Source organism: Pseudomonas sp. KSR10 (assembly GCF_022355455.1).
GTDB lineage: Bacteria > Pseudomonadota > Gammaproteobacteria > Pseudomonadales > Pseudomonadaceae > Stutzerimonas > Stutzerimonas stutzeri_E.
The window spans coordinates 83,397-103,294 of record NZ_JAKOEN010000011.1; the positions used below are offsets into that span (position 1 = coordinate 83,397).

General features: G+C 60.8%; 17 protein-coding genes. 6 read left to right on the forward strand and 11 right to left on the reverse strand.

Annotated features, from left to right (window positions below):
- Positions 1-148: 148 nt before the first annotated feature.
- The 3 genes from MCB86_RS04215 to glnA form a co-directional block, all read right to left on the reverse strand.
- Positions 149-784 (reverse strand): DUF4124 domain-containing protein, encoded by a 636-nt coding sequence (locus MCB86_RS04215; RefSeq protein WP_239609964.1) that lies wholly within the window; start codon positions 782-784, stop codon positions 149-151.
- Complete coding sequence (locus MCB86_RS04220; RefSeq protein ID WP_045160238.1) at positions 781-1,371, reverse strand: DUF4124 domain-containing protein; 591 nt, start codon at positions 1,369-1,371, stop codon at positions 781-783. The genes MCB86_RS04215 and MCB86_RS04220 overlap by 4 nt, the downstream gene beginning before the upstream one ends.
- Before the next feature lie 183 nt (positions 1,372-1,554).
- On the reverse strand, positions 1,555-2,961 hold the full coding sequence (gene glnA, locus MCB86_RS04225) for a glutamate--ammonia ligase (RefSeq protein WP_239609966.1): 1,407 nt from the start codon (positions 2,959-2,961) through the stop codon (positions 1,555-1,557).
- Positions 2,962-3,307: 346 nt separating this feature from the next.
- On the opposite strand from glnA, the gene thiI reads away from it, so the two are divergent.
- A complete protein-coding gene (gene thiI, locus MCB86_RS04230) occupies positions 3,308-4,762 on the forward strand; it encodes a tRNA uracil 4-sulfurtransferase ThiI (RefSeq protein ID WP_239609969.1) in 1,455 nt (484 codons plus the stop codon).
- A 169-nt stretch (positions 4,763-4,931) separates the two neighbouring features.
- Positions 4,932-6,752 (forward strand): translational GTPase TypA, encoded by a 1,821-nt coding sequence (gene typA, locus MCB86_RS04235; protein WP_239609972.1) that lies wholly within the window; start codon positions 4,932-4,934, stop codon positions 6,750-6,752.
- A gap of 135 nt (positions 6,753-6,887) precedes the next feature.
- Here typA and MCB86_RS04240 read toward each other — a convergent pair whose 3' ends face one another.
- From MCB86_RS04240 to MCB86_RS04255, 4 genes are all read right to left on the reverse strand, one after another.
- Positions 6,888-7,775: a carbon-nitrogen hydrolase family protein gene (locus tag MCB86_RS04240; protein ID WP_045160242.1), complete on the reverse strand. Its 888-nt coding sequence runs from the start codon at positions 7,773-7,775 to the stop codon at positions 6,888-6,890.
- Positions 7,772-8,368 carry a GNAT family N-acetyltransferase gene (locus MCB86_RS04245; RefSeq protein WP_045160244.1) on the reverse strand — a complete coding sequence of 199 codons (597 nt, stop codon included), beginning with the start codon at positions 8,366-8,368 and terminating at the stop codon, positions 7,772-7,774. The genes MCB86_RS04240 and MCB86_RS04245 overlap by 4 nt, the downstream gene beginning before the upstream one ends.
- The gene (locus MCB86_RS04250) at positions 8,368-8,775 is read right to left on the reverse strand and encodes a ketosteroid isomerase-related protein (RefSeq protein WP_045160245.1); all 408 of its coding nucleotides are present in this window, start codon (positions 8,773-8,775) and stop codon (positions 8,368-8,370) included. The genes MCB86_RS04245 and MCB86_RS04250 overlap by 1 nt, the downstream gene beginning before the upstream one ends.
- 163 nt (positions 8,776-8,938) lie before the next feature.
- Positions 8,939-9,838: a LysR family transcriptional regulator gene (locus MCB86_RS04255; protein ID WP_239609975.1), complete on the reverse strand. Its 900-nt coding sequence runs from the start codon at positions 9,836-9,838 to the stop codon at positions 8,939-8,941.
- 100 nt (positions 9,839-9,938) lie between these two features.
- Here MCB86_RS04255 and MCB86_RS04260 point away from each other — a divergent pair, with 100 nt between their 5' ends.
- From MCB86_RS04260 to MCB86_RS04275, 4 genes are all read left to right on the forward strand, one after another.
- Positions 9,939-10,811, forward strand: coding sequence for an MBL fold metallo-hydrolase (locus MCB86_RS04260; protein WP_239609977.1), 873 nt, complete (start codon positions 9,939-9,941; stop codon positions 10,809-10,811).
- A gap of 597 nt (positions 10,812-11,408) precedes the next feature.
- The gene (locus MCB86_RS04265) at positions 11,409-12,341 is read left to right on the forward strand and encodes a glycine betaine ABC transporter substrate-binding protein (RefSeq protein WP_239609978.1); all 933 of its coding nucleotides are present in this window, start codon (positions 11,409-11,411) and stop codon (positions 12,339-12,341) included.
- Positions 12,342-12,848: 507 nt separating this feature from the next.
- On the forward strand, positions 12,849-14,807 hold the full coding sequence (locus tag MCB86_RS04270) for a methyl-accepting chemotaxis protein (RefSeq protein ID WP_239609980.1): 1,959 nt from the start codon (positions 12,849-12,851) through the stop codon (positions 14,805-14,807).
- Between the two features lie 181 nt (positions 14,808-14,988).
- Positions 14,989-15,699: a hypothetical protein gene (locus tag MCB86_RS04275; RefSeq protein ID WP_239609982.1), complete on the forward strand. Its 711-nt coding sequence runs from the start codon at positions 14,989-14,991 to the stop codon at positions 15,697-15,699.
- Positions 15,700-15,864: 165 nt separating this feature from the next.
- On the opposite strand, the gene MCB86_RS04280 is transcribed toward MCB86_RS04275, so the two are convergent.
- From MCB86_RS04280 to MCB86_RS04295, 4 genes are all read right to left on the reverse strand, one after another.
- Positions 15,865-16,311: a DUF2147 domain-containing protein gene (locus MCB86_RS04280; protein WP_239609985.1), complete on the reverse strand. Its 447-nt coding sequence runs from the start codon at positions 16,309-16,311 to the stop codon at positions 15,865-15,867.
- A gap of 104 nt (positions 16,312-16,415) precedes the next feature.
- Entirely contained in the window at positions 16,416-17,366 is a 951-nt protein-coding gene (locus MCB86_RS04285; protein WP_045160259.1) for an alpha/beta hydrolase-fold protein, read from the reverse strand.
- The gene (locus MCB86_RS04290; RefSeq protein WP_045160262.1) at positions 17,363-17,680 is read right to left on the reverse strand and encodes a DUF2218 domain-containing protein; all 318 of its coding nucleotides are present in this window, start codon (positions 17,678-17,680) and stop codon (positions 17,363-17,365) included. The genes MCB86_RS04285 and MCB86_RS04290 overlap by 4 nt, the downstream gene beginning before the upstream one ends.
- 54 nt (positions 17,681-17,734) lie before the next feature.
- On the reverse strand, positions 17,735-19,873 hold the full coding sequence (locus MCB86_RS04295) for a TonB-dependent siderophore receptor (RefSeq protein WP_045160263.1): 2,139 nt from the start codon (positions 19,871-19,873) through the stop codon (positions 17,735-17,737).
- Positions 19,874-19,898 lie beyond the last annotated feature (25 nt).

Genomic DNA, 19,898 nt, shown 5'->3' on the forward strand with positions numbered 1-19,898 from the left:
GTAAGACGGGAAATGCAAGAAGCAAACCAAGGCGCTCTTTTTCGGCGCGGCGGCGTGCGCGCTAGCGCTCCAGAGCGGGGCGTCGTGAAAAACGAGTGAAGCGGATCGGATCGGTCCGGCTTATGCACCATTCAGGTGCATAGCATGGTCACAGAAAGGGCACGAAGGGAATATCTTTCTTTTCCTTGGGTTTATCCTTCAGCGGGCATTCGGGGCGGACGCCGTAATCGTCCTTCTTGCAGGGATTGACCATGCGTCGCTGGGCCAGCGAGGTGCGCATCATATGAAAGGTGCGCGGTAGGCTGCTCTGCAGGGGCTGGCCGTTCTCATCGATCACTTCCACAGTGAGCTGGTGGGTGCCGCGATCGATGTTCTGCAAAACGAACTGCGAGCCGCCATCGGCCAGGCCGGCGGCGTAGCCGTCCATCAGCAGGCGGTAGCGGTGGCCCGGCAACAACCCAGGCGTGCTGGCGACCTTGACCAGCAGGCCGCCGGCATTGTCGCGAATCGTGGCGTCTGGTTGCGGCGCAAGGATCTCGAGCAGGCTGTAGTGGTGCTTCGCAGTGTCGACCGTCGGCGCCGGCTCTGGTGCTTGCGGACGGTGCGTTTCGACTGCGGGCATGCGGTTGGTCGGCCCGGGTTTCACCGACTCGACCGCCCGCCCGCCGGGGCGATCGGTGAACACGCGGTTGCCCTGTTCGTCCGTATAGCTGTAGATCTCGGCGACAGCAGGCAGGGCGCAGGCCAGCAGGGCGGCCGCGAATATTCGATGACTGACGTTCAAGACGCAGGTTTCGGTTTGGGGGTGGGTGTCGGTTTGGGTTTCGGCGGAACTGTCGGTTTGGGTCGCAACGCGGGGCTGGAGGTGTTGACCCGCTGCACGGTGAACTGCTCCTGGGCACGCTGAATCACCTGTCCGCCGCTCAGCACTTCGGCTTCGATGACATGGGTGCCGCGATCGACGTTGGTCAGCTGCAGCGACGTATTGCTGCTCGGTTCTCCCTGGGGCTCGCCATCGAGCAGAAAGCGGATCCGATGATTCCTGCGCAGTGGTGGATCGAGTTGAGCATTGACCACGAAGGTGCCGTTGTTCGCCCGCAGCGCCTGTTCGTCCGGTATGCCGCCGATGGACAGGCTGCGGTAGGCCTGCTGTCGGTCCGTGCCGTTCTGCTCTTCGGGTAAGGGTGGCGGTGCGTTCGGCACCTTGATGTCCACGGTATTGGCAGGCGGCAGATCGATGGTCTCCGCCGTCACGCCTTCCGGTGGCTGGTTGGTGAAGACCGTGTTGCCCTTGTCGTCTGTGTATTTGTAGATCTGCGCCATGGCCGGGGCCGTTAGCAGTACGAGCAGGCTGAACAATGCGATGCGCATGGGAAGCTCCGCGGAGTGAATGCGGGAAGCCTTGCACTGTGTTGGTGGACAGGCAAGTGCCAACGTTGCGATTTGCGATCGATGCCCGCCGGTCGCAGCGCAAACGCATGTTGTCCTGCCCTGCGATATCGCAGATATAAAAAAGGCCTCCCGAAGGAGGCCTTTTCTATCATGCGGACTGGCTTAGACGCTGTAGTACAGGTCGTATTCCAGCGGGTGCACGAAGGTGCGGACTTTGATTTCTTCCTCGCTCTTGAGCTCGAGGTAGGCGTCAATGAAGTCGTCGGAGAACACGCCGCCCTTGGTCAGGAATGCACGGCCCTTGTCCAGCTCTTCCAGAGCTTCCTTCAGGCTGCCGCACACCTGCGGGATCAGCTTGCCTTCTTCCGGCGGCAGATCGTACAGGTTCTTGTCAGCTGCATCGCCAGGGTGAATCTTGTTCTGGATGCCGTCCAGGCCAGCCATCAGCAGTGCGGCGAAGCACAGGTAGGGGTTGGCAGCCGGGTCCGGGAAGCGCGCTTCGATACGGCGGGCTTTCGGGCTGGATACGTACGGGGTACGGATCGAGGCGGAGCGGTTGCGGGCCGAGTAGGCCAGCATCACCGGTGCTTCGAAGCCCGGAACCAGACGCTTGTAGGAGTTGGTCGACGGATTGGTGAAGCCGTTCAGCGCCTTGCCGTGCTTGATGATGCCGCCGATGAAATACAGGGCGGTATCGGAAAGGCCGGCGTAGCCTTCGCCTGCGAAGGTGTTCTTGCCATCCTTGGAGATGGACATGTGTACGTGCATACCCGAACCGTTGTCACCGTACAGCGGCTTCGGCATGAAGGTCGCGGTCTTGCCGTAGGCATCGGCGACGTTGTGTACGCAGTACTTCAGGGTCTGAACTTCGTCAGCCTTGTTAACCAGCGTGTTGAACTTGACGCCGATTTCGTTCTGGCCGGCAGTGGCCACTTCGTGGTGGTGCACTTCAACGACCAGGCCCATCTCTTCCATGGCGTTGCACATGGCGGTACGGATTTCGTGGTCGTGGTCGCACGGCGGAACTGGGAAGTAACCGCCTTTGACGGCCGGGCGATGGCCCTTGTTGCCGCCTTCGATGTCTGCGTCGGTGTTCCAGGAGCCTTGCTCGGAGAAAATCTTGAACATCGAGCCGGAGATGTCGGACTTGAACTTCACTTCGTCGAAGATGAAGAACTCAGGCTCCGGACCAACGAATACGGTGTCACCGATACCGGTCGACTTGAGGAATTCTTCGGCGCGCTTGGCGATCGAGCGAGGGTCGCGGTCGTAGCCCTGCATGGTGCTCGGCTCGACGATATCGCAGACCAGGATCAGGGTCGGCTCTTCGGTGAACGGATCCAGTACGGCGGTTTCATCGACCGGCATCAGGATCATGTCGGAGGCTTCGATGCCCTTCCAGCCATGAATGGACGAGCCGTCGAACATTTTGCCGTGCTCGAAGAAGTCTTCGTCCTGAGCGTCACGCGCCGGAACGGTCACGTGGTGCTGCTTGCCTTTGGTGTCGGTGAAGCGCAGATCAATCCACTTCACATCGTAATCTTTGATCAGTTGAAGCGACTTCGACATGGTGCTCTCCAAGTGGTGGAAGCGTTGGCAGACAAAGCTTCCGAAATCTAGGGGTGAAGCCGAGCGGGGATACTCCGTCAAGGCGACCTGCCTCACAAGGGAGCAAATTGCATGCCAGTGCTCCGTGATGGGTCCGGACGCCTGAAAACGGCGGCTCCCTGACAACTTGGGGCGTTTGGCCAGCCGTATTCTCATTATTGCGCCCCATAGTGGTGCGATATGGAGTGGCGTCGTCCTGTTTTGGTGCAACTCGTGTGGCATTGAGAAAACTGACTAAAGCTTGATCAATTTCCGATATACTCCGCCCCCCTCTTTTTACGCCTTGCCGGCGCTTGCGCTGTTTTCCATGAAACTGATCGTCAAAGTATTCCCAGAAATCACCATCAAGAGCCCGCCGGTGCGAAAGGGGTTCATTCGCCAGTTGGCGAAGAATATCCGCACCGTGCTGCGCGACCTCGATCCCGACTTGCGGGTGGAAGGGGTGTGGGACAACGTCGAGGTGGAAACGGCGCTCAGCGATTCGAAGTTGCTGAAGGAAATGATCGAGCGCCTCCGCTGCACGCCGGGCATCGCCCATTGCCTGGAAGTGCATGAGTACCCGCTGATCGGTCTGGACGACATCGTCGACAAATGCAAGGCGCACTTCGCCGACCGGCTGGCCGGCAAGATATTCGCCGTGCGCTGCAAGCGTGCCGGCAAGCATCCGTTCAGCTCGATGGACGTCGAGCGTCATGTCGGCAGTGAGCTGCGTGTGCACTGCGGCGCCGCCGGCATTTCGCTGAAAGCGCCGGAAATCGAAGTGCGGATGGAGATCCGCGACCAGCGCTTGTTCATCGTGCATGCCCAGCATGACGGCATTGGCGGCTATCCGCTGGGTGCGTTGGAGCAAACACTGGTGTTGATGTCCGGTGGGTTCGATTCCACCGTGGCCGCCTACCAGATGATGCGCCGCGGACTGATGACGCACTTCTGCTTCTTCAACCTCGGCGGTCGTGCCCATGAGCTGGGTGTGATGGAAGTCGCCCACTATTTATGGAAGAAGTACGGCAGCTCTCATCGCGTGCTGTTTATCAGCGTGCCCTTCGAAGAAGTCGTTGGCGAGATTCTCGAGAAGGTCGACAACAGCCAGATGGGCGTGGTGCTCAAGCGCATGATGCTGCGCGCCTCGACCGAGATTGCCGAGCGTCTGCACATCGATGCACTGGTGACCGGTGAGGCGATTTCCCAGGTGTCGAGCCAGACGTTGCCGAACCTGTCAGTGATCGATTCGGCCACCGACATGCTGGTGCTGCGCCCGCTGATCGCGAGCCACAAGCAGGACATCATCGACACCGCTTTCGAAATCGGCACGGCCGAGTTCGCCAAGAACATGCCCGAATATTGTGGCGTGATCTCGAAGAATCCGACCACCAAGGCCAAGCGCTACCGTATCGAACACGAAGAGAAACAGTTCGACATGGCAGTCCTCGAGCGTGCCATGGCCAACGCCCGTCAAGTCGCCATCGACCGGGTGATCGACGAGCTGGGCCAGGACCTGCAAGTCGAAGAAGTCGCCGAGGCTTCTGCAGGCCAGGTGGTGCTGGACATCCGTCATCCCGATGCAGCCGAGGACGAACCCCTGCAGCTGGATGGCATCGAAGTGCAAACGTTGCCGTTCTATGCGATCAACAACCGCTTCAAGGAGCTGGACGTGAATCGCCAGTACCTGCTGTATTGCGATAAAGGTGTCATGAGCCGCCTGCATGCTCATCATTTGTTGAGCGAGGGGCATATCAATGTGCGCGTTTATCGTCCGGCATAAGATGCCCGGGCTGAATGGCGGCAGTATCCGTCACCGCCCTCCCGACCCGCACCGCGGCCTGTAACGGCCGCGACACCTCGTCAATTGTCAGCTTTTATCAAACCGATTTTTCGCGTAGGGCGCTGAACGCATCCGCTCCACCGCCCGACCCAACTACGAGACCACTACTGTGATCGAGAATCTACGTAACATCGCCATCATCGCTCACGTTGACCATGGCAAAACCACCCTGGTCGACAAGCTTCTGCGTCAGTCCGGCACCCTGGAGCGCGGCGAGCTCAACGACGAGCGCGTGATGGACTCCAACGACCAGGAAAAAGAGCGCGGCATCACCATCCTGGCCAAGAACACCGCCATTCGCTGGAACGAATACCGGATCAACATCGTCGACACCCCCGGCCACGCCGACTTCGGCGGTGAAGTAGAGCGTGTGATGTCGATGGTCGACTCCGTGCTGCTGCTGGTCGACGCCCAGGACGGCCCGATGCCGCAAACCCGCTTCGTGACCAAGAAGGCCTTCGAAGCCGGCCTGCGCCCGATCGTGGTGATCAACAAGGTCGACCGTCCGGGCGCGCGTCCGGACTGGGTGCTGGATCAGATCTTCGACCTGTTCGACAACCTGGGCGCCACCGAAGAGCAGTTAGACTTCCAGGTCGTCTACGCCTCGGCCCTGAACGGCATCGCCGGTCTGGACCACACCGACATGGCCGAAGACATGACCCCGCTGTATCAGGCCATCGTCGACCACGTACCGGCCCCGCAGGTCGATATCGACGGCCCGTTCCAGATGCAGATCTCCGCACTGGACTACAACAGCTTCCTCGGCATCATCGGCGTAGGCCGCATCGCCCGTGGCCGCGTCAAGCCGAACACCCCGGTCACTGCCATCGACATGCATGGCAAGAAGCGTAACGGCCGTATCCTCAAGCTGATGGGCCACCACGGTCTGCACCGCGTCGACGTCGACGAAGCCACCGCTGGCGACATCGTCTGCATCAGCGGTATGGATGAACTGTTCATCTCCGATACCCTGTGCGACCAGAACCACGTCGAAGCCATGAAGCCGCTGACCGTTGACGAGCCAACCGTATCCATGACCTTCCAGGTCAACGATTCGCCGTTCTGCGGTAAGGAAGGCAAGTTCGTCACCAGCCGTAACATCAAGGAGCGCCTGGACAAGGAGCTGCTGTACAACGTGGCCCTGCGCGTCGAAGAAGGCGACTCGGCTGACAAGTTCAAAGTCTCCGGTCGCGGCGAGTTGCACCTGTCGGTGCTGATCGAAACCATGCGTCGTGAAGGCTTCGAAATGGCCGTGGGCCGTCCAGAAGTGATCATCCGTGAAGTCGACGGCGCCAAGCATGAGCCGTTCGAGAACGTCACCATCGACATCCCTGAAGAAGCGCAGGGCAAGGTGATGGAAGAGATGGGCCTGCGTAAGGGCGACCTGAGCAACATGGTGCCGGATGGCAAGGGCCGTGTTCGCCTGGAGTACAACATCCCGGCCCGTGGTCTGATCGGTTTCCGTAACCAGTTCCTGACCCTGACCAACGGCGCAGGCATCCTGACTTCGATCTTCGACCGCTACGACGTGATGAAGTCCGGCCACATGTCCGGCCGTCAGAACGGCGTACTGGTATCGGTCGAAACCGGCAAGGCGCTGACCTATTCGCTGGAAACTCTGCAGGCGCGCGGCAAGCTGTTCGTCGAGCATGGCCAGGAAATCTACAACGGCCAGATCGTCGGCCTGAACAGCCGTGACAACGACATGGGCGTGAACCCCACCAAGGGCAAGAAGCTCGACAACATGCGTGCTTCGGGCAAGGACGAAACCATCGCCCTGGTTCCGCCGGTCCGCTTCACGCTGGAACAGGCTCTGGAATTCATCCAGGACGACGAGCTGTGCGAAGTGACCCCGAAGTCGATCCGTCTTCGCAAGAAGATCCTCGACGAAGGCGAGCGTAACCGCGCTGCGAAGAAAGCCAAGGCTTGATTCCGGCTTAGCTACAACGAAAAGGCGCCTTAGGGCGCCTTTTTGCTGTCTGTAATTCCCGGCTGGACGTTAGTCGTTTCGCCTTTCCCCCCGTATAGAGATCAGGGGCCTGCTCATCATTGCAGTTCGCGATAACTAGAGCTTCCCTCGCTCCGGCCCCTTCAATGCAAATTGCTTCGGCCAGTCACGATGGTTGAAGACTTGGCCCTCGGCGCGAATGCGGGCGATCTCGCGCAGGTCGACGGTTGCAAAGACCCAGCGGGGCTCGTCGTCCGTGCCTTCCGCCAGGATGCCGTCGTCGGGAAAGCCGTAATCGACTGGCGTGTAGACACTGGCGCGGCCAGTATTGACGTCAACCGCTTCGGACCAGGGGGCATGGCCGACGGTGGGCGCCTGGACCACATAGCATTGATGTTCCAGCGCGCGGGCCTGGCAGCCGATACGTACCCGATGGAAACCCGCCTGGGTATCGGTGCAGCTGGGAACCAGCAGCAAATCTGCTCCGGCTGCAACCTGCTGGCTCGCAATCATAGGAAACTCAGAGTCATAGCAAATCAGGATGCCGATACGGCCCAGTTCGGTATCGATTACCTCAATGTGGTTGCCACCACTGATACGCCATTGCTCAGTCTCGAAGCGAGTCATCATCAGTTTGTCCTGATGCCCTAGCTTTCCTTGCGGGCCAAACAGGGTTGCCCGGTTTACGACACGGCCAGCCTGCAATTCAGTCGGGAAGGAGCTTGCCAGAATCAGGACGTCATAGCGGCTGGCAAGGGTCTGGTGTATTTCGTGCCACTTCGGCAGCAAGGTCTGCATCGTACGGAGCTGCTGCTGCAGGTCGCTGTAAACCGCCTCGCCGAACAGCGAGGCCAGTTCCATGCTGCCGTATTCGGGAAACACCAACAGTTTGGCGCCTTGCTGCGCGGCGTTGGCGATCCAGGTCTCCAGTTTTTCAGCGAACTCATCCCAGTGTGAAAAAAAACCGATATCGTACTGGGCTGTCGCCAGCTTAAACGCGCTCATTGCAAATGTTTCATCCAGAAGATCATGGGTTTGAGTGACTCCCGCCCATCGCCAAGGTCTTTCCAGCTGAAGTGCGTCGTCAGCTCCGGGTGTTTTTTGTACCCACGATGACGCCAGAACTCATCCAGTGGCTGGTAATCGGCAGGGCGAGCAGGATGGGTAGCGGGCCGCTCCACCCCACAGAAGCAGGAATACCTCATGCCGCCAATGGCGCGCGCATGCAGCTCACGTTGTTCAAAAAACGCCACTCCCGCCCCCTGCCCGCGGTATTCAGGCAGTAACACGGATTCGCCGCAGTAAAATATTTCATCAATGTTGTAATCCGCCTCGCGGAAGGGCTGCTGGACTTCATCCGTCTCATGGGACATCGGTAACCCGGTAGACGCACCTACGACCCTGTCGCCATCGAATGCCAGCACCACCACACTGTGCGGTGCTTCGATGTAGGTTTGCAGATAGCGCGCCTCGTAATCCGCGGCACCGTCATACAGGTACGGAAAGTCGCGGAACACGCGCATGCGTAACCGAGCCAGTTCAGGGATGAACCGATGAAGCGCTGCGCCAGACAAGCGCCGGAAGATCAACTTGGCCATTACACGGAAACTTGAGCGATCCAGTCTTCAAGGTTGTAGTAGTTGGTGACCCGCGCCACTTGGCCGTCTCTGATCACGAAGAAAGCCCCAGCCGGAAGGCGGTAAGTCTGGCCCTTCGCTTCGGGCAGCCCTTCATCGGTCGCCAGGTATTCCCCGATGACCGTGAACTCGACCGCTGCTCGGTCGCCGGCTTCATTCGTGGTGATGGAGAGGTCCACGATAGTCTCCCGGTAGTTGCGGTTCATGCGCTCCATGAACTTCGCAAAGGCCGCCTTGCCGACCTCACGTCCACTCTGGTTGATGTCGTGAATGACATCGTCCGTCAGCAGCGAGAGAAAGGTATCCATGTCGCCGGCGTTAAAGGCATCGTAGTAGCGTTGCAGTAGATGTGCGGTGGCCTGATGCATGAGTGAAGTGTCCTGAATTGATACGTCGTCCGATAGTAGTCAGTCGCGGCGGCCAGGCGAAAGAGCATGCGTTCGGGCTGGCAAGATCAAGTATGAGAGGGTCGCAACTGGCTATATCGACCGCTAAGGCTTAGCCGGCTCGGCATTATTTTCCCGGCCTCGCTCAGCGATCCCAGTCCGGCTGTTCAGCAAGCCGCTCGATCAGAAAATCCAGCAAGGCGCGTAGTGCTGGCGGCATTTGCCGGCGTGTGCCATAGAGCGCATGGATACCCAGTTCCTGCGGTTCGTACTCGGGCAGTAGCTGCACCAGTGCCCCGGAACGCAGCAGCGCGCTAACTGAGTAAAGCGGCTGCAAACTGATACCCGCATCGGCCAGCGTGGCCTCCAGCAGCACCATGGACTCGTTGGCGCTGAGGTTACCTCTGACGGCCACGGCGAAGGGCTCGCCGGCGCGTTGGAACTCCCAGATGCTGCGGCCGAAATAGGCGTAGCTCAGGCAATTGTGCTGCGCCAGATCCGTAGGCCGCTGTGGCGTGCCATGGCGCTTGAGATAGGTCGGTGTCGCGCACACCGCCGAACGACATACGGCGAGCTGGCGGGCGATCAGATTGGGGTCGAGCTGGTTGGTGATGCGCAACGCCAGATCGACCCGCGCTTCCACCAGATTGACCGTTTGACTGTCGATCAGCAGATCGAAATCGACCTGCGGATACATAGCCATAAATGCGTTGAGCTGGTGCACCAGCCAGGCCTGGGCGAATGACTGGCTGCAGGCGATACGCAGGTTGCCACGTGGGGCGATATCGCTACTCGAACTGATGCCCTGCATGGTTTCGGCTACGGCGAGCATTTCCCTGCACTGCGGCAATAGCTGCTCGCCAATGCCGGTCAGGCTCAGTTTGCGCGTGCTGCGGTGCAACAGACGCGCGCCGACCCAGCTTTCCAGTTCGGCGAGATAGCGCGAAACCATCGCCCGCGACATTTCCAGCGCCTCGGCAGCCGCTGTTTGGCTGCCTCTGTCCACCACTTCGACAAATACCCGGGTTGCCGTCAGTCGATCCATTATTCGCTCGATATGCGCAACAAATATGCGCGAATTAAGGGGCTTTTTGAGCCATTTAAAGCAACTAATATCCCTCCGTCACTCAAAAACGGAGGCTCTCATGTTCCCAACCCGTATCGTTCGCCAACTTCTCGCCGGTGCTGCTTTGCTCGCCGGTGCCAGCGCCGTCCTGGCGCAACCGCTCAGCGTCGAGGTGTACAACCCCGGCGAAAGTGCCGTTTTTCCAGTCGCGTCTACGCTGATCAGCGGCGAGCGCGACGCGATTTTGGTCGACGCGCAGTTCTCCACTCGCGAAGCCCAGGAGCTCGTCGAACGCATCCAGGCCAGCGGCAAAACCCTGACCACCATTTTTATCAGCCACGGCGATCCCGATTTTTACTTCGGCCTCGATACCCTGACCCGCGCCTACCCCGAGGCCAAGGTGCTGGCGACGGCGGAGACCGTCGCCCATATCGAAAAAAGCCGCGCGCCCAAACTGGCGTACTGGGGCCCGATCCTCAAGGACAGCGCGCCGCAGCGCACCCTGGTGCCGGAAGTTCTGCAGGGCGATAGCCTGACCCTGGAAGGGCAGAGCTTGCAGCTGATCGGCCACGACCCCAAGCACACCAGCCTGTGGATTCCCAGTATCAAAACCGTGGTCGGCGGGGTGCTCACCTACGCCAACATCCATCCCTGGATTGCCGATGCGCAGACTGTCGAAGCGCGCCAGTCCTGGCTCAAGTCCCTTGACGAGCTTGAAGCCCTGCAACCGACCATGCTGGTCCCTGGCCATTACCTGGGCCAACCCAAGCTGAACCTCGACGACCTGCGCTTCACCCGCGACTATCTGCTGACCCTAGAAGCCGAGCTGCCGAAAGCCAAGGACAGCCAAAGCCTGATCGCGGCGATGAAAGCCAAATACCCGGCATTACTCGACGCCAGCAGCCTCGAGCTGAGCGCCAAGGTGCTAAAGGGTGAAATGCAGTGGCCCTGACAGGTCGGTGAAAGAACTACCTGCATTGGCCCTTTTGATAAAAGACAGGGCGTAAACACAGGCTCGGCAAGTCGCTCGCGACTAACGCGCTGCAGCGCGGAGCCGTTGACTGGTATTTCGCTGCGCTGCGTTTCTCGCCTGTTTTTGCGGGCCGCCATCGGTATTATCCTTGGCTACCTCGCCTACGCTCTTCAACGGCCTGCCAGCGGCACGATAACGAGCCGACCGACCAGACGAACATTGCGGCATAGTCGCCGGCCTCGCGCCAATGGATATGTCGCAATTGCCCCGCTCCAATCTGCTGATTTGCCCCTGTTGCGCCGATTAACCCCATCGTCCGCGTCAGCATGAACCTGCCTGCCGAGTGACGCGGAACGCAGCCGTCGCAAGCCCGACGCATTTCTTTAAAGCCTTCGCGGTTATCTCAATGCTTCCTTCCACTATTTCAGCGGTCCGAGCCCCATGAGTCAGGAATGAGACGCTACGCACATGGCCGTGGTCTGGTATTTGCTCAGTCGTGGCTGTTAGCCATCGCTGGGTGGTTAATTCCCAGAATCAGACCGTCACAGAAGGCAGGTGGACTTTATGAAACGTTTAATGGGCTGGATGCTCACGCTTTCCCTGACTTGCGCCGGGAACCTGCAAGCTGCCGAAACAGCGCGCTGTGAGCAGGTCCGGTTGTCCGACGTCGGCTGGACCGACATCACCATGACCACAGCCGTCACGCGGCTTCTGCTCGGCGAGCTAGGCTACCGCACGCATGTCGCGCGGCTATCGCTTCCAGAAACCTACGCTGGCTTGGCAAAGGGAAAGGTAGATGTGTTCCTCGGCAACTGGATGCCAGCGCAGGCCGCGTTGGCCCAGCCGCATCTGGACGCGGGGCTGATCGAAAAGCTGCAAACGAATTTGCCTGTCGTGCGCTATACCCTGGCCGTACTGCAGCCAGGTTACGAGGCCGGGCTGCACGATTTCGCCGATATCCAGCGTTTCGAAAAAGAGCTCGGCGGGAAAATCTATGGGCTCGAGCGCGGGAACGGCGGCAACAAGATGGTGCAGGGCATGATCAAGGACAATGTTTTCGGCCTGAAGGGTTTCACCCTGGTGGAGTCCAATGAAAACGAAATGCTCAATTACGTTGAGCGCGCCCAGCACCTGGGCCAGTTTGCGGTATTCCTGGCCTGGGAGCCGCACCCTATGAATAAACGCTTTCGTCTGTCCTACCTGTCAGGCGGCGACGCCTATTTCGGCCCCAACTACGGTGCCGCACAAGTGAATACGGTGGCGCGCGGCGGCTTCTCTAAAGACTGCCAGAACCTTGCAAGGCTGTTCAGCAACATGACGTTCACCATCGCGTCGGTCAGTGAGCTGATGAGCGCGGTGCAGGAAAGCAACACCAATCGTCGGCGGGTCGCCAAGCAATGGATCAAAGCCAATCCGCAGATTGTTGCCACCTGGCTCAAAGGGGTCACTCACCGCGAAGGCGGACCGGTCACAGCGATATTCGGTGCGTCATTGGCTTCCACTAATTAGGCGTCAACCGCATACGAACGGACGCGGCGCTCGGCCAGGCGGTCCAGTATCCCGATACGGCGTGGGCCGATAGCCGCCGTGCGGCCTGTTACCTTTCGTAATGAAGGAAAGCTAACAGGCGATAGCCCGCCTTTTTGCAGGCGTGAACGTGGTTGACCTGGGGCTCACCTGAGGAGAGGAGAGCCCTATGCGGCATCGAGCAAGGCTGCTGCTGCCCGGGGTGCCGTCGCATTGGAAACAGCGATTCAAAAAGGAGATAGAGCAGGCTTTTGGGCGTCGAGCGGGGCGGGGGCGGCGGGAGGCCGAAGTGCTCGATATGGCTAGACCTTCCGTGAAGTCGTGTCGGCCCTATTACTCCAAACGACACCGCCATTCTAGAAAACGACCCCTTTGAAGCCGATTCAGGCAGTCCAGCTAAAAACAATTGCCATGCGGTCGACAGAGTGAGAGACAGACATCTATGGCCAGTGGCCATTTCATTTGCCACACCTCGAATGGAAGATGACGATGCTCGGTTTCGCAACGGCCAGACTGGCCAATTTGGGAACGGCCACGAAGCTCGCCCTCGGTTTCGGCCTGGTCTTGCTGTTAACCGCCGTGGTCGCCGTCGTTGGACTGACAGCCTTGCGTTCGGTAGATATGCGATTCGACGAACTCAAGCGCGTGTCGTCGATAAAAACCGAGGTCCTGTACATCCGCAGCATCGAGCAGCATTTCACCGCAAGCGGCAACGCTAAGCATGTAAAGGCGCTCAACGACAAAGTCGCCACTACCCTGGCCAACGTCGCGGAACTCAAGTCGCAACTTGGTGAGGCCCAGCAAGAGGGCCTCACCAGCGTTGAGCTAGCGCTCGCTGAATACCAAGATGCATTCACCCGTTTCGTGCAGGTTTCAGACGCCAAGGCCATTGCGCTCGACTCCGCCTACTGGTCAGTGGTGAGCGCTTCCAACAGTCTCGATATCCTGCAGAGTGGGCTGGTGGAAGACGGCCTCTATGATTTAAAGGAATCCCTGGGGCAGCAAGGCGCCGAAATGGTCGGCCAGGGCCAGCAGATCGCTCAGTTGTACAGCTTGATTCTTTCTGCACTGAATGAAGCCCGCCAACGCCTGCAGCAGAGCGACGAAACGTCTGCTACAACCATCCACCAGGCCCAGGCAGCGCTTGACCTCGCTAACTCGCTCATGGAGGCGCTGGACCGTGGCATGTACGGTGCGGTGTTGACCGAGGTGGTGGGCAACATCAGGTCGTTCAACGACAGATTGGGGGATTACACCCAAGCATTGGAAGACGGTGCCCGCCTTTACACTGAAATGAACAATCGTGCGGAAGGCGCGCTTGAGGCTGCGGATAAGGCCTATCAGGCTCAGCAAGACGCCATGCAGGTCGATCTAGTCGCGAGCAGCCGCTTGATTTTGCTTGCTTCCGGATTGGCGCTAATCGTCGGCATTCTCGCTTCGCTGTTGATAACCCGCCTCATCGTCCGCCCCCTGCGCGAAGTGATACAGGCCGCCAATCAAATCGCTCGGGGAGACCTGAGCGCGCAGATTGTGGTTAACCGTCGTGATGAGTTCGGCCAGCTAATGCAGGCGATGCAGGAGATGTCGAAGAGCCTGCGTGGGATCGTAGGCCGCCTGCAGGGCGCGGTGACGCAAATCGCTGACTCTGCGGAGAAGGTCGCGGGCGTTACCGCCAAAGCGAGGGACGGCGTGTTGCGGCAGAGAGTCGAGATCGATCAGGTTGCCACCGCGATGAACGAGATGTCCGCTACCGTTCACGAAGTGGCTCGCAACGCCGAGGAGGCGGCTGGTTCAACTCGAATGGCCGACCGCACGGTTGGCAACGGGCATGCGATGGTCAAACAAAGCCTGGAGCGGGTGACTCAATTGGTCGACTCGGTCCAGGAAGCGGTCCGAGGCATCGATGCGCTGAGCGAAGAAAGCCAAAACATCGGCGCTGTGCTCGACGTCATCAAGAATGTTGCCGAACAGACCAACCTGCTCGCGTTGAACGCCGCCATCGAGGCGGCGCGCGCCGGCGAGCAAGGGCGGGGCTTTGCCGTGGTGGCCGATGAGGTCCGCTCGCTCGCCCGACGCACCCAGCAATCGACGGCCGAAATCCAGCATCTGATCGATGCGCTGCAGAACGGCGCGAAGGTGTCGGTGCGGCAGATGCAGCACAGCAACGATCTTGTCCAGTCGACCGCCACCGACGCGAACCAGACGGCACTCGCTCTGAGCGAGATCGCCGCCGCGGTATCCATCATTCAGCAGATGAACCAGCAGATCGCCACGGCCGCCGAGGAGCAGACCGCTGTGGCCGAAGAAATCAATCGCAGTGTCATCAGCATCCGGGACGTCGCAGACCTGTCGTTCACGACGATGGAAGAAACGACAAACTCGCTCGATCAGTTCAGGGAACTCAGCCATGAACTGCAGACGCTGACGGGACATTTCCGTGTGAATTGAGCGTTGGGCAGCGGGCCCTAGGGGTGCTGTAGCCGGAAAATACGGCACGCCATGGGCATTGTTTCAGCTGTGACCACAATCACGTCGCGCCTGGACTCACCGACTAGTGGCGATTGAGTATCACAGTGTTATCCGCAAGTATGCGCCCCTCTTTGACCCGTGCTGACAAGCAAGTCAGCGCATGTCGTCTGTAATCATCGAACGGATGCCTTTCCCCATGTCTCGTCTTGTTGCGCTCGCGATTGCTTTTGTCTTGCTCAGTGGTTGTGCCTACGGTCGAAAGGCCGATTACGCACATAGCTATCCGACCCTTTCAGCCGCTCCCGTCCAGGCGGTCGAAGTGCAGGTGACGGACGCACGACCGTACGTGCTATCAGGTAACAAGAAAGGCACCTTCGTTGGCCTTGTGCGCGGCAGTTATTACATCCCCTACGACGTGAACACCCGCTCGGGTCTGCCATTGGCCGAAGATCTGCAAGCTGCGTTGGTCGGTGGGTTCGAGCGCAAGGGCGTCTCGACGCACTTGGCTGAGGCAGACGCACGAAAGGCATCGAAATCGGAAACCTTGCTGCTTGCCGTCTTTGTACACGAATGGAAAAGCGAAGCCGCCTTTGGAGAAATCCTGACCTACTCGCTACGTGCGGAGCTGATCGACCAATCCGGACAGCGCCTGGCGACGGCACAGGCCAGCGGGTCGGACCGTGTTTACGACTACACTCAAGCAGGCCAGGCGGCGCTCGCTTCGCTCCTGGCGCAGCCAACGCTCATGCAGGTGTTCGGCGGTGATGCCGTGACCGACACAGCACAAGACGAGCCGGTACAGATCGCGCCGGTGCGCAAGGCGGCGGCCGAACTGTATATACCGGGCTTCGGGCGGGATGGCGTTTATTGATCGTCGCCGGCGCCTGCTTCACCGACCATCTGCCATCATCCAAGCGCCCCGCGCCAGTAACGGAACGGGGTGCTTACAAACAACCGAATGTTCGGCTACCCCGAGCCGGTCGCGCCGAGCCGCCAGCCAGGGGGCCTGCCAGGACGCCCCGGTAGAGGTTTAAGCTTACTGGCGAACCCAGGTCTGGGTGCGGCCCAGCGCTTCAATGCCGACGTACCCGCGCATCTCCAACTTATCTCCGCCTTCGAGCAGCGTCACCTTGGCGCGGTAAGTCTTGCCTTTGGCTGGATCGAGGATGGTGCCGCCGGTCCATACACGTTCGCCGTCGGGCTTGAGACCCCAGAGAATGGTCATGCCGGTGATCGGCTGGTCTTTGCGCTCGCCGTCGCAGGCACTGCATATCGGATTCTGACCATGGTCCGATTGCAGGATGTCCGCCACTTTACCGCTCAGTGTTCCGTCGGCGGCCTCTTGAATGTCGACGATGGACTTGGGCTTGCCGGTTTCGTCATCGATGGTCTGCCAGCGGCCGGCGGGTGACTCGGCGGCAAGGGCCAGTGACGAGAGCGAGAGTGGCAGGGCCAGCAGCAGGGCATTGAAAAGAGGACGCATGGTGTCTCCAGTGATGGAAAAGGCAGCGCCGACTCTAGCATCGGACATTTGCCTGCACTTGCCCTGGCCGGCTGACCGGTCGGTTCTCGTCGCTTTCGTCATCTTCAGTCGTCCTGATCGCGGGATGGCTGGCGTCCGATCGCGGCCGCCAACACCAGTGCCACGACCGAGCTGTGTGCGGCGTTGGTGCCGTGGTTGGCTCCCGGAAACAGCTGGAATGCGCTGTTCAGGCCGTGGCCGGACAGCCGCTGCAGACGGTCGACCAGATCCCGGGCATTGCCGACCATGCGCCGCTCGGCCATATGGCGCTGGCGCGGGTCGTCCATGTCGGCATCCGCCGCGGGCTCTTCGGCACCGCCAGCGGTGACCAGCAGGCGCGCGGCGACAGGCTGGTCCGCGAGCTGCCATTCGAATGCGGCGAGTGTGCGTTCGACATAGCCCTGGTACCACCAGATCGACGGACTGGCGGCCACATAGCCCTGAAATGCCTGCGGATTGGTGAACAGTGTGTAGAGGGTGAACAGGCCGCCGTAGGAATGGCCGAACAGGGTCTGCCGTCGGGCGTCTACCGGGTAGCGCTTGGCGATCACGGGTTTGAGTTCGTGCTCGATAAAGGCCAGAAAGTCATCGGCACCGCCCGATGGCGGTGGTTCGCGGCCCGGCAGGCGCTGGCGATCGTCGGCTTTGGGCGTGTAATCCTCGGCACGCGCCTTGAAGTCGTACAGGGCCTCGCCGGTGTAGCCGATGCCGACCACCAGTACCGAATCGCGAAGATTAGGGGCGGGCCGATCCTCTAGGGCCTGGGCCTGGATCGCCAACCCCGGAAACAGGGCGTTGCCATCCAGCACATAGAGCACCGGATAGCCACCCGGCGGTGGCGCGTGTCGCGGCTCCGAGACGAAGATGCGGTAGTCCTTGCCAGTGCGTTGCGAATGCAGGTCACGCTGGCTGCTGTGCGGTAGCTGAACTGGCTGCCAGCCGGCTTGTTCCCTGGCGTGTGCCTGTACGGCGGCAAGTCCCAGAATGGCGAGCAAGGCGAGCAGGGCGCCTTTCATGGCTCGGCCTGCCTGTGGCTTGGCGGTAGCGGCCCGTCCAGCCAGTTCACCTTCAGTGCTTCGTCGCCCGAGAAGCGATGGAGGTGGTCGTCGATGACGAAGCGCAGGCGCTTTTCCGCCTCGCCGGCCTCGGCCTGGCAGTCGATCAGCAGTCGCTCGTCATCGGCGAGCATCCGGCACTGGCCGAAGGCGAATTCGACCTGCGCCTGACGCTCATCCAGCTGGACTTCGGCCTTGTGCGCGAAGTGTTTGCACAGCCGCATCATGTTGCGGGACGCGCGGGGTGTCGCCACCTGGGCGTGAAAATGGGGCATGGTGATCTCCGGAAGTCAGCCGCCGACGCCTACGGGCGCAGGCGGCCAGGTGGATCAGAACTCGTAACGGGCGCCCACCGTGAAGCTGCGTGACGGCCCGTAGAAGTTGAAGGTGCCGACGCTGCCAACTCGCGAAACGTATTTGCGGTCGAGCAGGTTGTTCACGTCGAAGGTGCCGGTCAGCTTGTCGGTGATCGGGTAGGACAACTTGGCATCCACCACTGCATATCCCGGTGCGCTGAGGCGCGGGCTGCCGGCGCGTTCGATGTAGTAGTCGCTCATCGCGGTCACGCCACCACCGATCCCCAGGCCGCGCAGGGCACCGCCGGGCAGGGTGTACTTGGTCCACAGCGAGGCCTGGTGCTGGGGCATCAGCGCGAAGAGCGCGTTGTCGTCACCGGCCAGGTTCTCGGTCTTCATGTAGGTGTAGCCGGCCAGCACTTCCCAGTCGGAGGTCAGGTAGCCGCTGATTTCCAGTTCGCCACCGCGGATGCGGGTCTTGCCGGTGGCCTCGTAGACGCCGCTGATCGGCGCGCCACTGTCATCGATGGCGCCGGCCGCGCGGTTCTCGTCGGTGAGCTGGAAGGCGGTGATGCGCGCGTTCAGGTCGCCGCCGAAATAGCTGCCCTTGATGCCTACCTCGTACTGCTCGCCTTCGCGCGGGTCGATGATGCGGCCGTCGGCACCGGCCTCGCTCTGTGGCTTGAATACCTGCGAGTAGCTGGCGTAGAGGGAGTGCTGGTCATCCAGATCGAACACCAGGCCGCCGTAGGGCGTGATATAGCCGGACTCGCGCACATCCTGCGTGGCGCTGCTGTTCTCGCCTTCGAAGCTGCTGACCCGCGCGCCACCGATCAGCGCCAGGCGCTGGATCGGGCGGAAGGTCAGCTTGGCGTAGAGGCCGGCTTCGCGCTCATCGGTTTCGGTCGGTGTGCCGAAGGTGACGTTCGGCTTGCTGGTGTCGCCCGGCTGGTAGCTGGCGACGTCGATGGCGCCGAGATTGCCGCGGGCGTCCGCGTACTCGGTCTCGTAGCGTTTGAAATCGCTGCCGATGACGAACTCGCTGACCTGCCCGAGCAGCTCGAACGGCTGGCTGTAGTTGGCATCGACGGCGAGGGTGTCCTGCTCCAGATCGCGGGCGGTGTAGGCCAGGCTGGTGGCGCCGCTGTTGACGTTGCGCGCGGTGAAGGCATAGAGGTAATCGGTCGCGCGCCTGGAGCCGCGCACCGCCACGCGACCGTAGCCGCCATTGTCGAAGCGATGGGTCAGCTCGGCGACGACGTCGGTGCCGCGACTGTCGAAATCACCCCAGTCGGCGCCCAGGTAGGTCGAGCGGCTGAAGTCTTCCAGGCTGCCGTCGATGGCGGCCGGATAGCCGTTGTGCGGAAGGATGTCCTTGGTCTGGTGGATCAGCCCGAAAGACATGACGGTGGCGTCGGACAGGTCGATGTCCAGTGCGCCATAGAAGCTCTCGCTGGTGTTGGCGTTGTAGTCGACCTCGCCGTTGGTGTCGGCGCGGGAGATGACCGTACGGCCGCGCACGCGCCCCTGCTCGTCGAGCGGGCCGGACAGGTCCGCTTCCAGGTAATGGGTGTCCCAGCTGCCGTAGCGCCCGGTCAGGCTGCCCTGGACCTCGCGAGTCGGGCGCTTGCGCACCATGTTGACGATGCCGCCCATCTCGCTGGTGCTGTTGAACAGCCCGGACGGCCCGCGCATGACCTCGACCCGATCGAACGGCGACAGCGACGGCAGCGTGCCGTTGATGCTGGCCATCGGCGCGGGCAGTCCATCGATGTTGAATTCGTCGTACTCGTAGCCGCGTGCATAGATCGACGAGCGCCCGCTGTCGTTGCTCAGGGTGCGCAGGCCGGTGGAGTACTTAGCCAGGTCATCCAGGTTCACGAACTGGCGGTCGCGGATGTAATCGCTGGTGTACACGCTGATCGACTGCGGGATGTCGCGCAGTTCGGCCGGCGTCTTGGTGCCGACGGTGGCGGCCGGCACGGTGTAGCCGCCGCTTTGCTCCGAAGACGGCATGTCGTACAGGCGGTTGCCTTCGACGGTGATGCTCTCCAGCTGCACCGGTTCGGCCTGAGCGGCGACACTCTGCGCCAGGGCGCTCAACGGAAACGGGGCGAGCAGGCCGGCAAGCAGCAATGGCCTGAGGCTTGAGGTGCGGAGAATTCTGTCCATGGGCGGCTCCTGTCGCAGCGGCGGC

What these genes read in the sequence shown, in the direction of transcription:
- MCB86_RS04295 (WP_045160263.1), bottom strand. Translation starts at nt 19,873, where the DNA reads ATGGACAGAATTCTCCGCACCTCAAGCCTCAGGCCATTGCTGCTTGCC.
- MCB86_RS04240 (WP_045160242.1), bottom strand. Translation starts at nt 7,775, where the DNA reads ATGAGCGCGTTTAAGCTGGCGACAGCCCAGTACGATATCGGTTTTTTT.
- MCB86_RS04280 (WP_239609985.1), bottom strand. Translation starts at nt 16,311, where the DNA reads ATGCGTCCTCTTTTCAATGCCCTGCTGCTGGCCCTGCCACTCTCGCTC.
- MCB86_RS04290 (WP_045160262.1), bottom strand. Translation starts at nt 17,680, where the DNA reads ATGCCCCATTTTCACGCCCAGGTGGCGACACCCCGCGCGTCCCGCAAC.
- MCB86_RS04245 (WP_045160244.1), bottom strand. Translation starts at nt 8,368, where the DNA reads ATGGCCAAGTTGATCTTCCGGCGCTTGTCTGGCGCAGCGCTTCATCGG.
- MCB86_RS04220 (WP_045160238.1), bottom strand. Translation starts at nt 1,371, where the DNA reads ATGCGCATCGCATTGTTCAGCCTGCTCGTACTGCTAACGGCCCCGGCC.
- MCB86_RS04270 (WP_239609980.1), top strand. Translation starts at nt 12,849, where the DNA reads ATGCTCGGTTTCGCAACGGCCAGACTGGCCAATTTGGGAACGGCCACG.
- MCB86_RS04275 (WP_239609982.1), top strand. Translation starts at nt 14,989, where the DNA reads ATGTCGTCTGTAATCATCGAACGGATGCCTTTCCCCATGTCTCGTCTT.
- glnA (WP_239609966.1), bottom strand. Translation starts at nt 2,961, where the DNA reads ATGTCGAAGTCGCTTCAACTGATCAAAGATTACGATGTGAAGTGGATT.
- MCB86_RS04285 (WP_045160259.1), bottom strand. Translation starts at nt 17,366, where the DNA reads ATGAAAGGCGCCCTGCTCGCCTTGCTCGCCATTCTGGGACTTGCCGCC.
- MCB86_RS04265 (WP_239609978.1), top strand. Translation starts at nt 11,409, where the DNA reads ATGGGCTGGATGCTCACGCTTTCCCTGACTTGCGCCGGGAACCTGCAA.
- thiI (WP_239609969.1), top strand. Translation starts at nt 3,308, where the DNA reads ATGAAACTGATCGTCAAAGTATTCCCAGAAATCACCATCAAGAGCCCG.
- MCB86_RS04255 (WP_239609975.1), bottom strand. Translation starts at nt 9,838, where the DNA reads ATGGATCGACTGACGGCAACCCGGGTATTTGTCGAAGTGGTGGACAGA.
- MCB86_RS04260 (WP_239609977.1), top strand. Translation starts at nt 9,939, where the DNA reads ATGTTCCCAACCCGTATCGTTCGCCAACTTCTCGCCGGTGCTGCTTTG.
- MCB86_RS04250 (WP_045160245.1), bottom strand. Translation starts at nt 8,775, where the DNA reads ATGCATCAGGCCACCGCACATCTACTGCAACGCTACTACGATGCCTTT.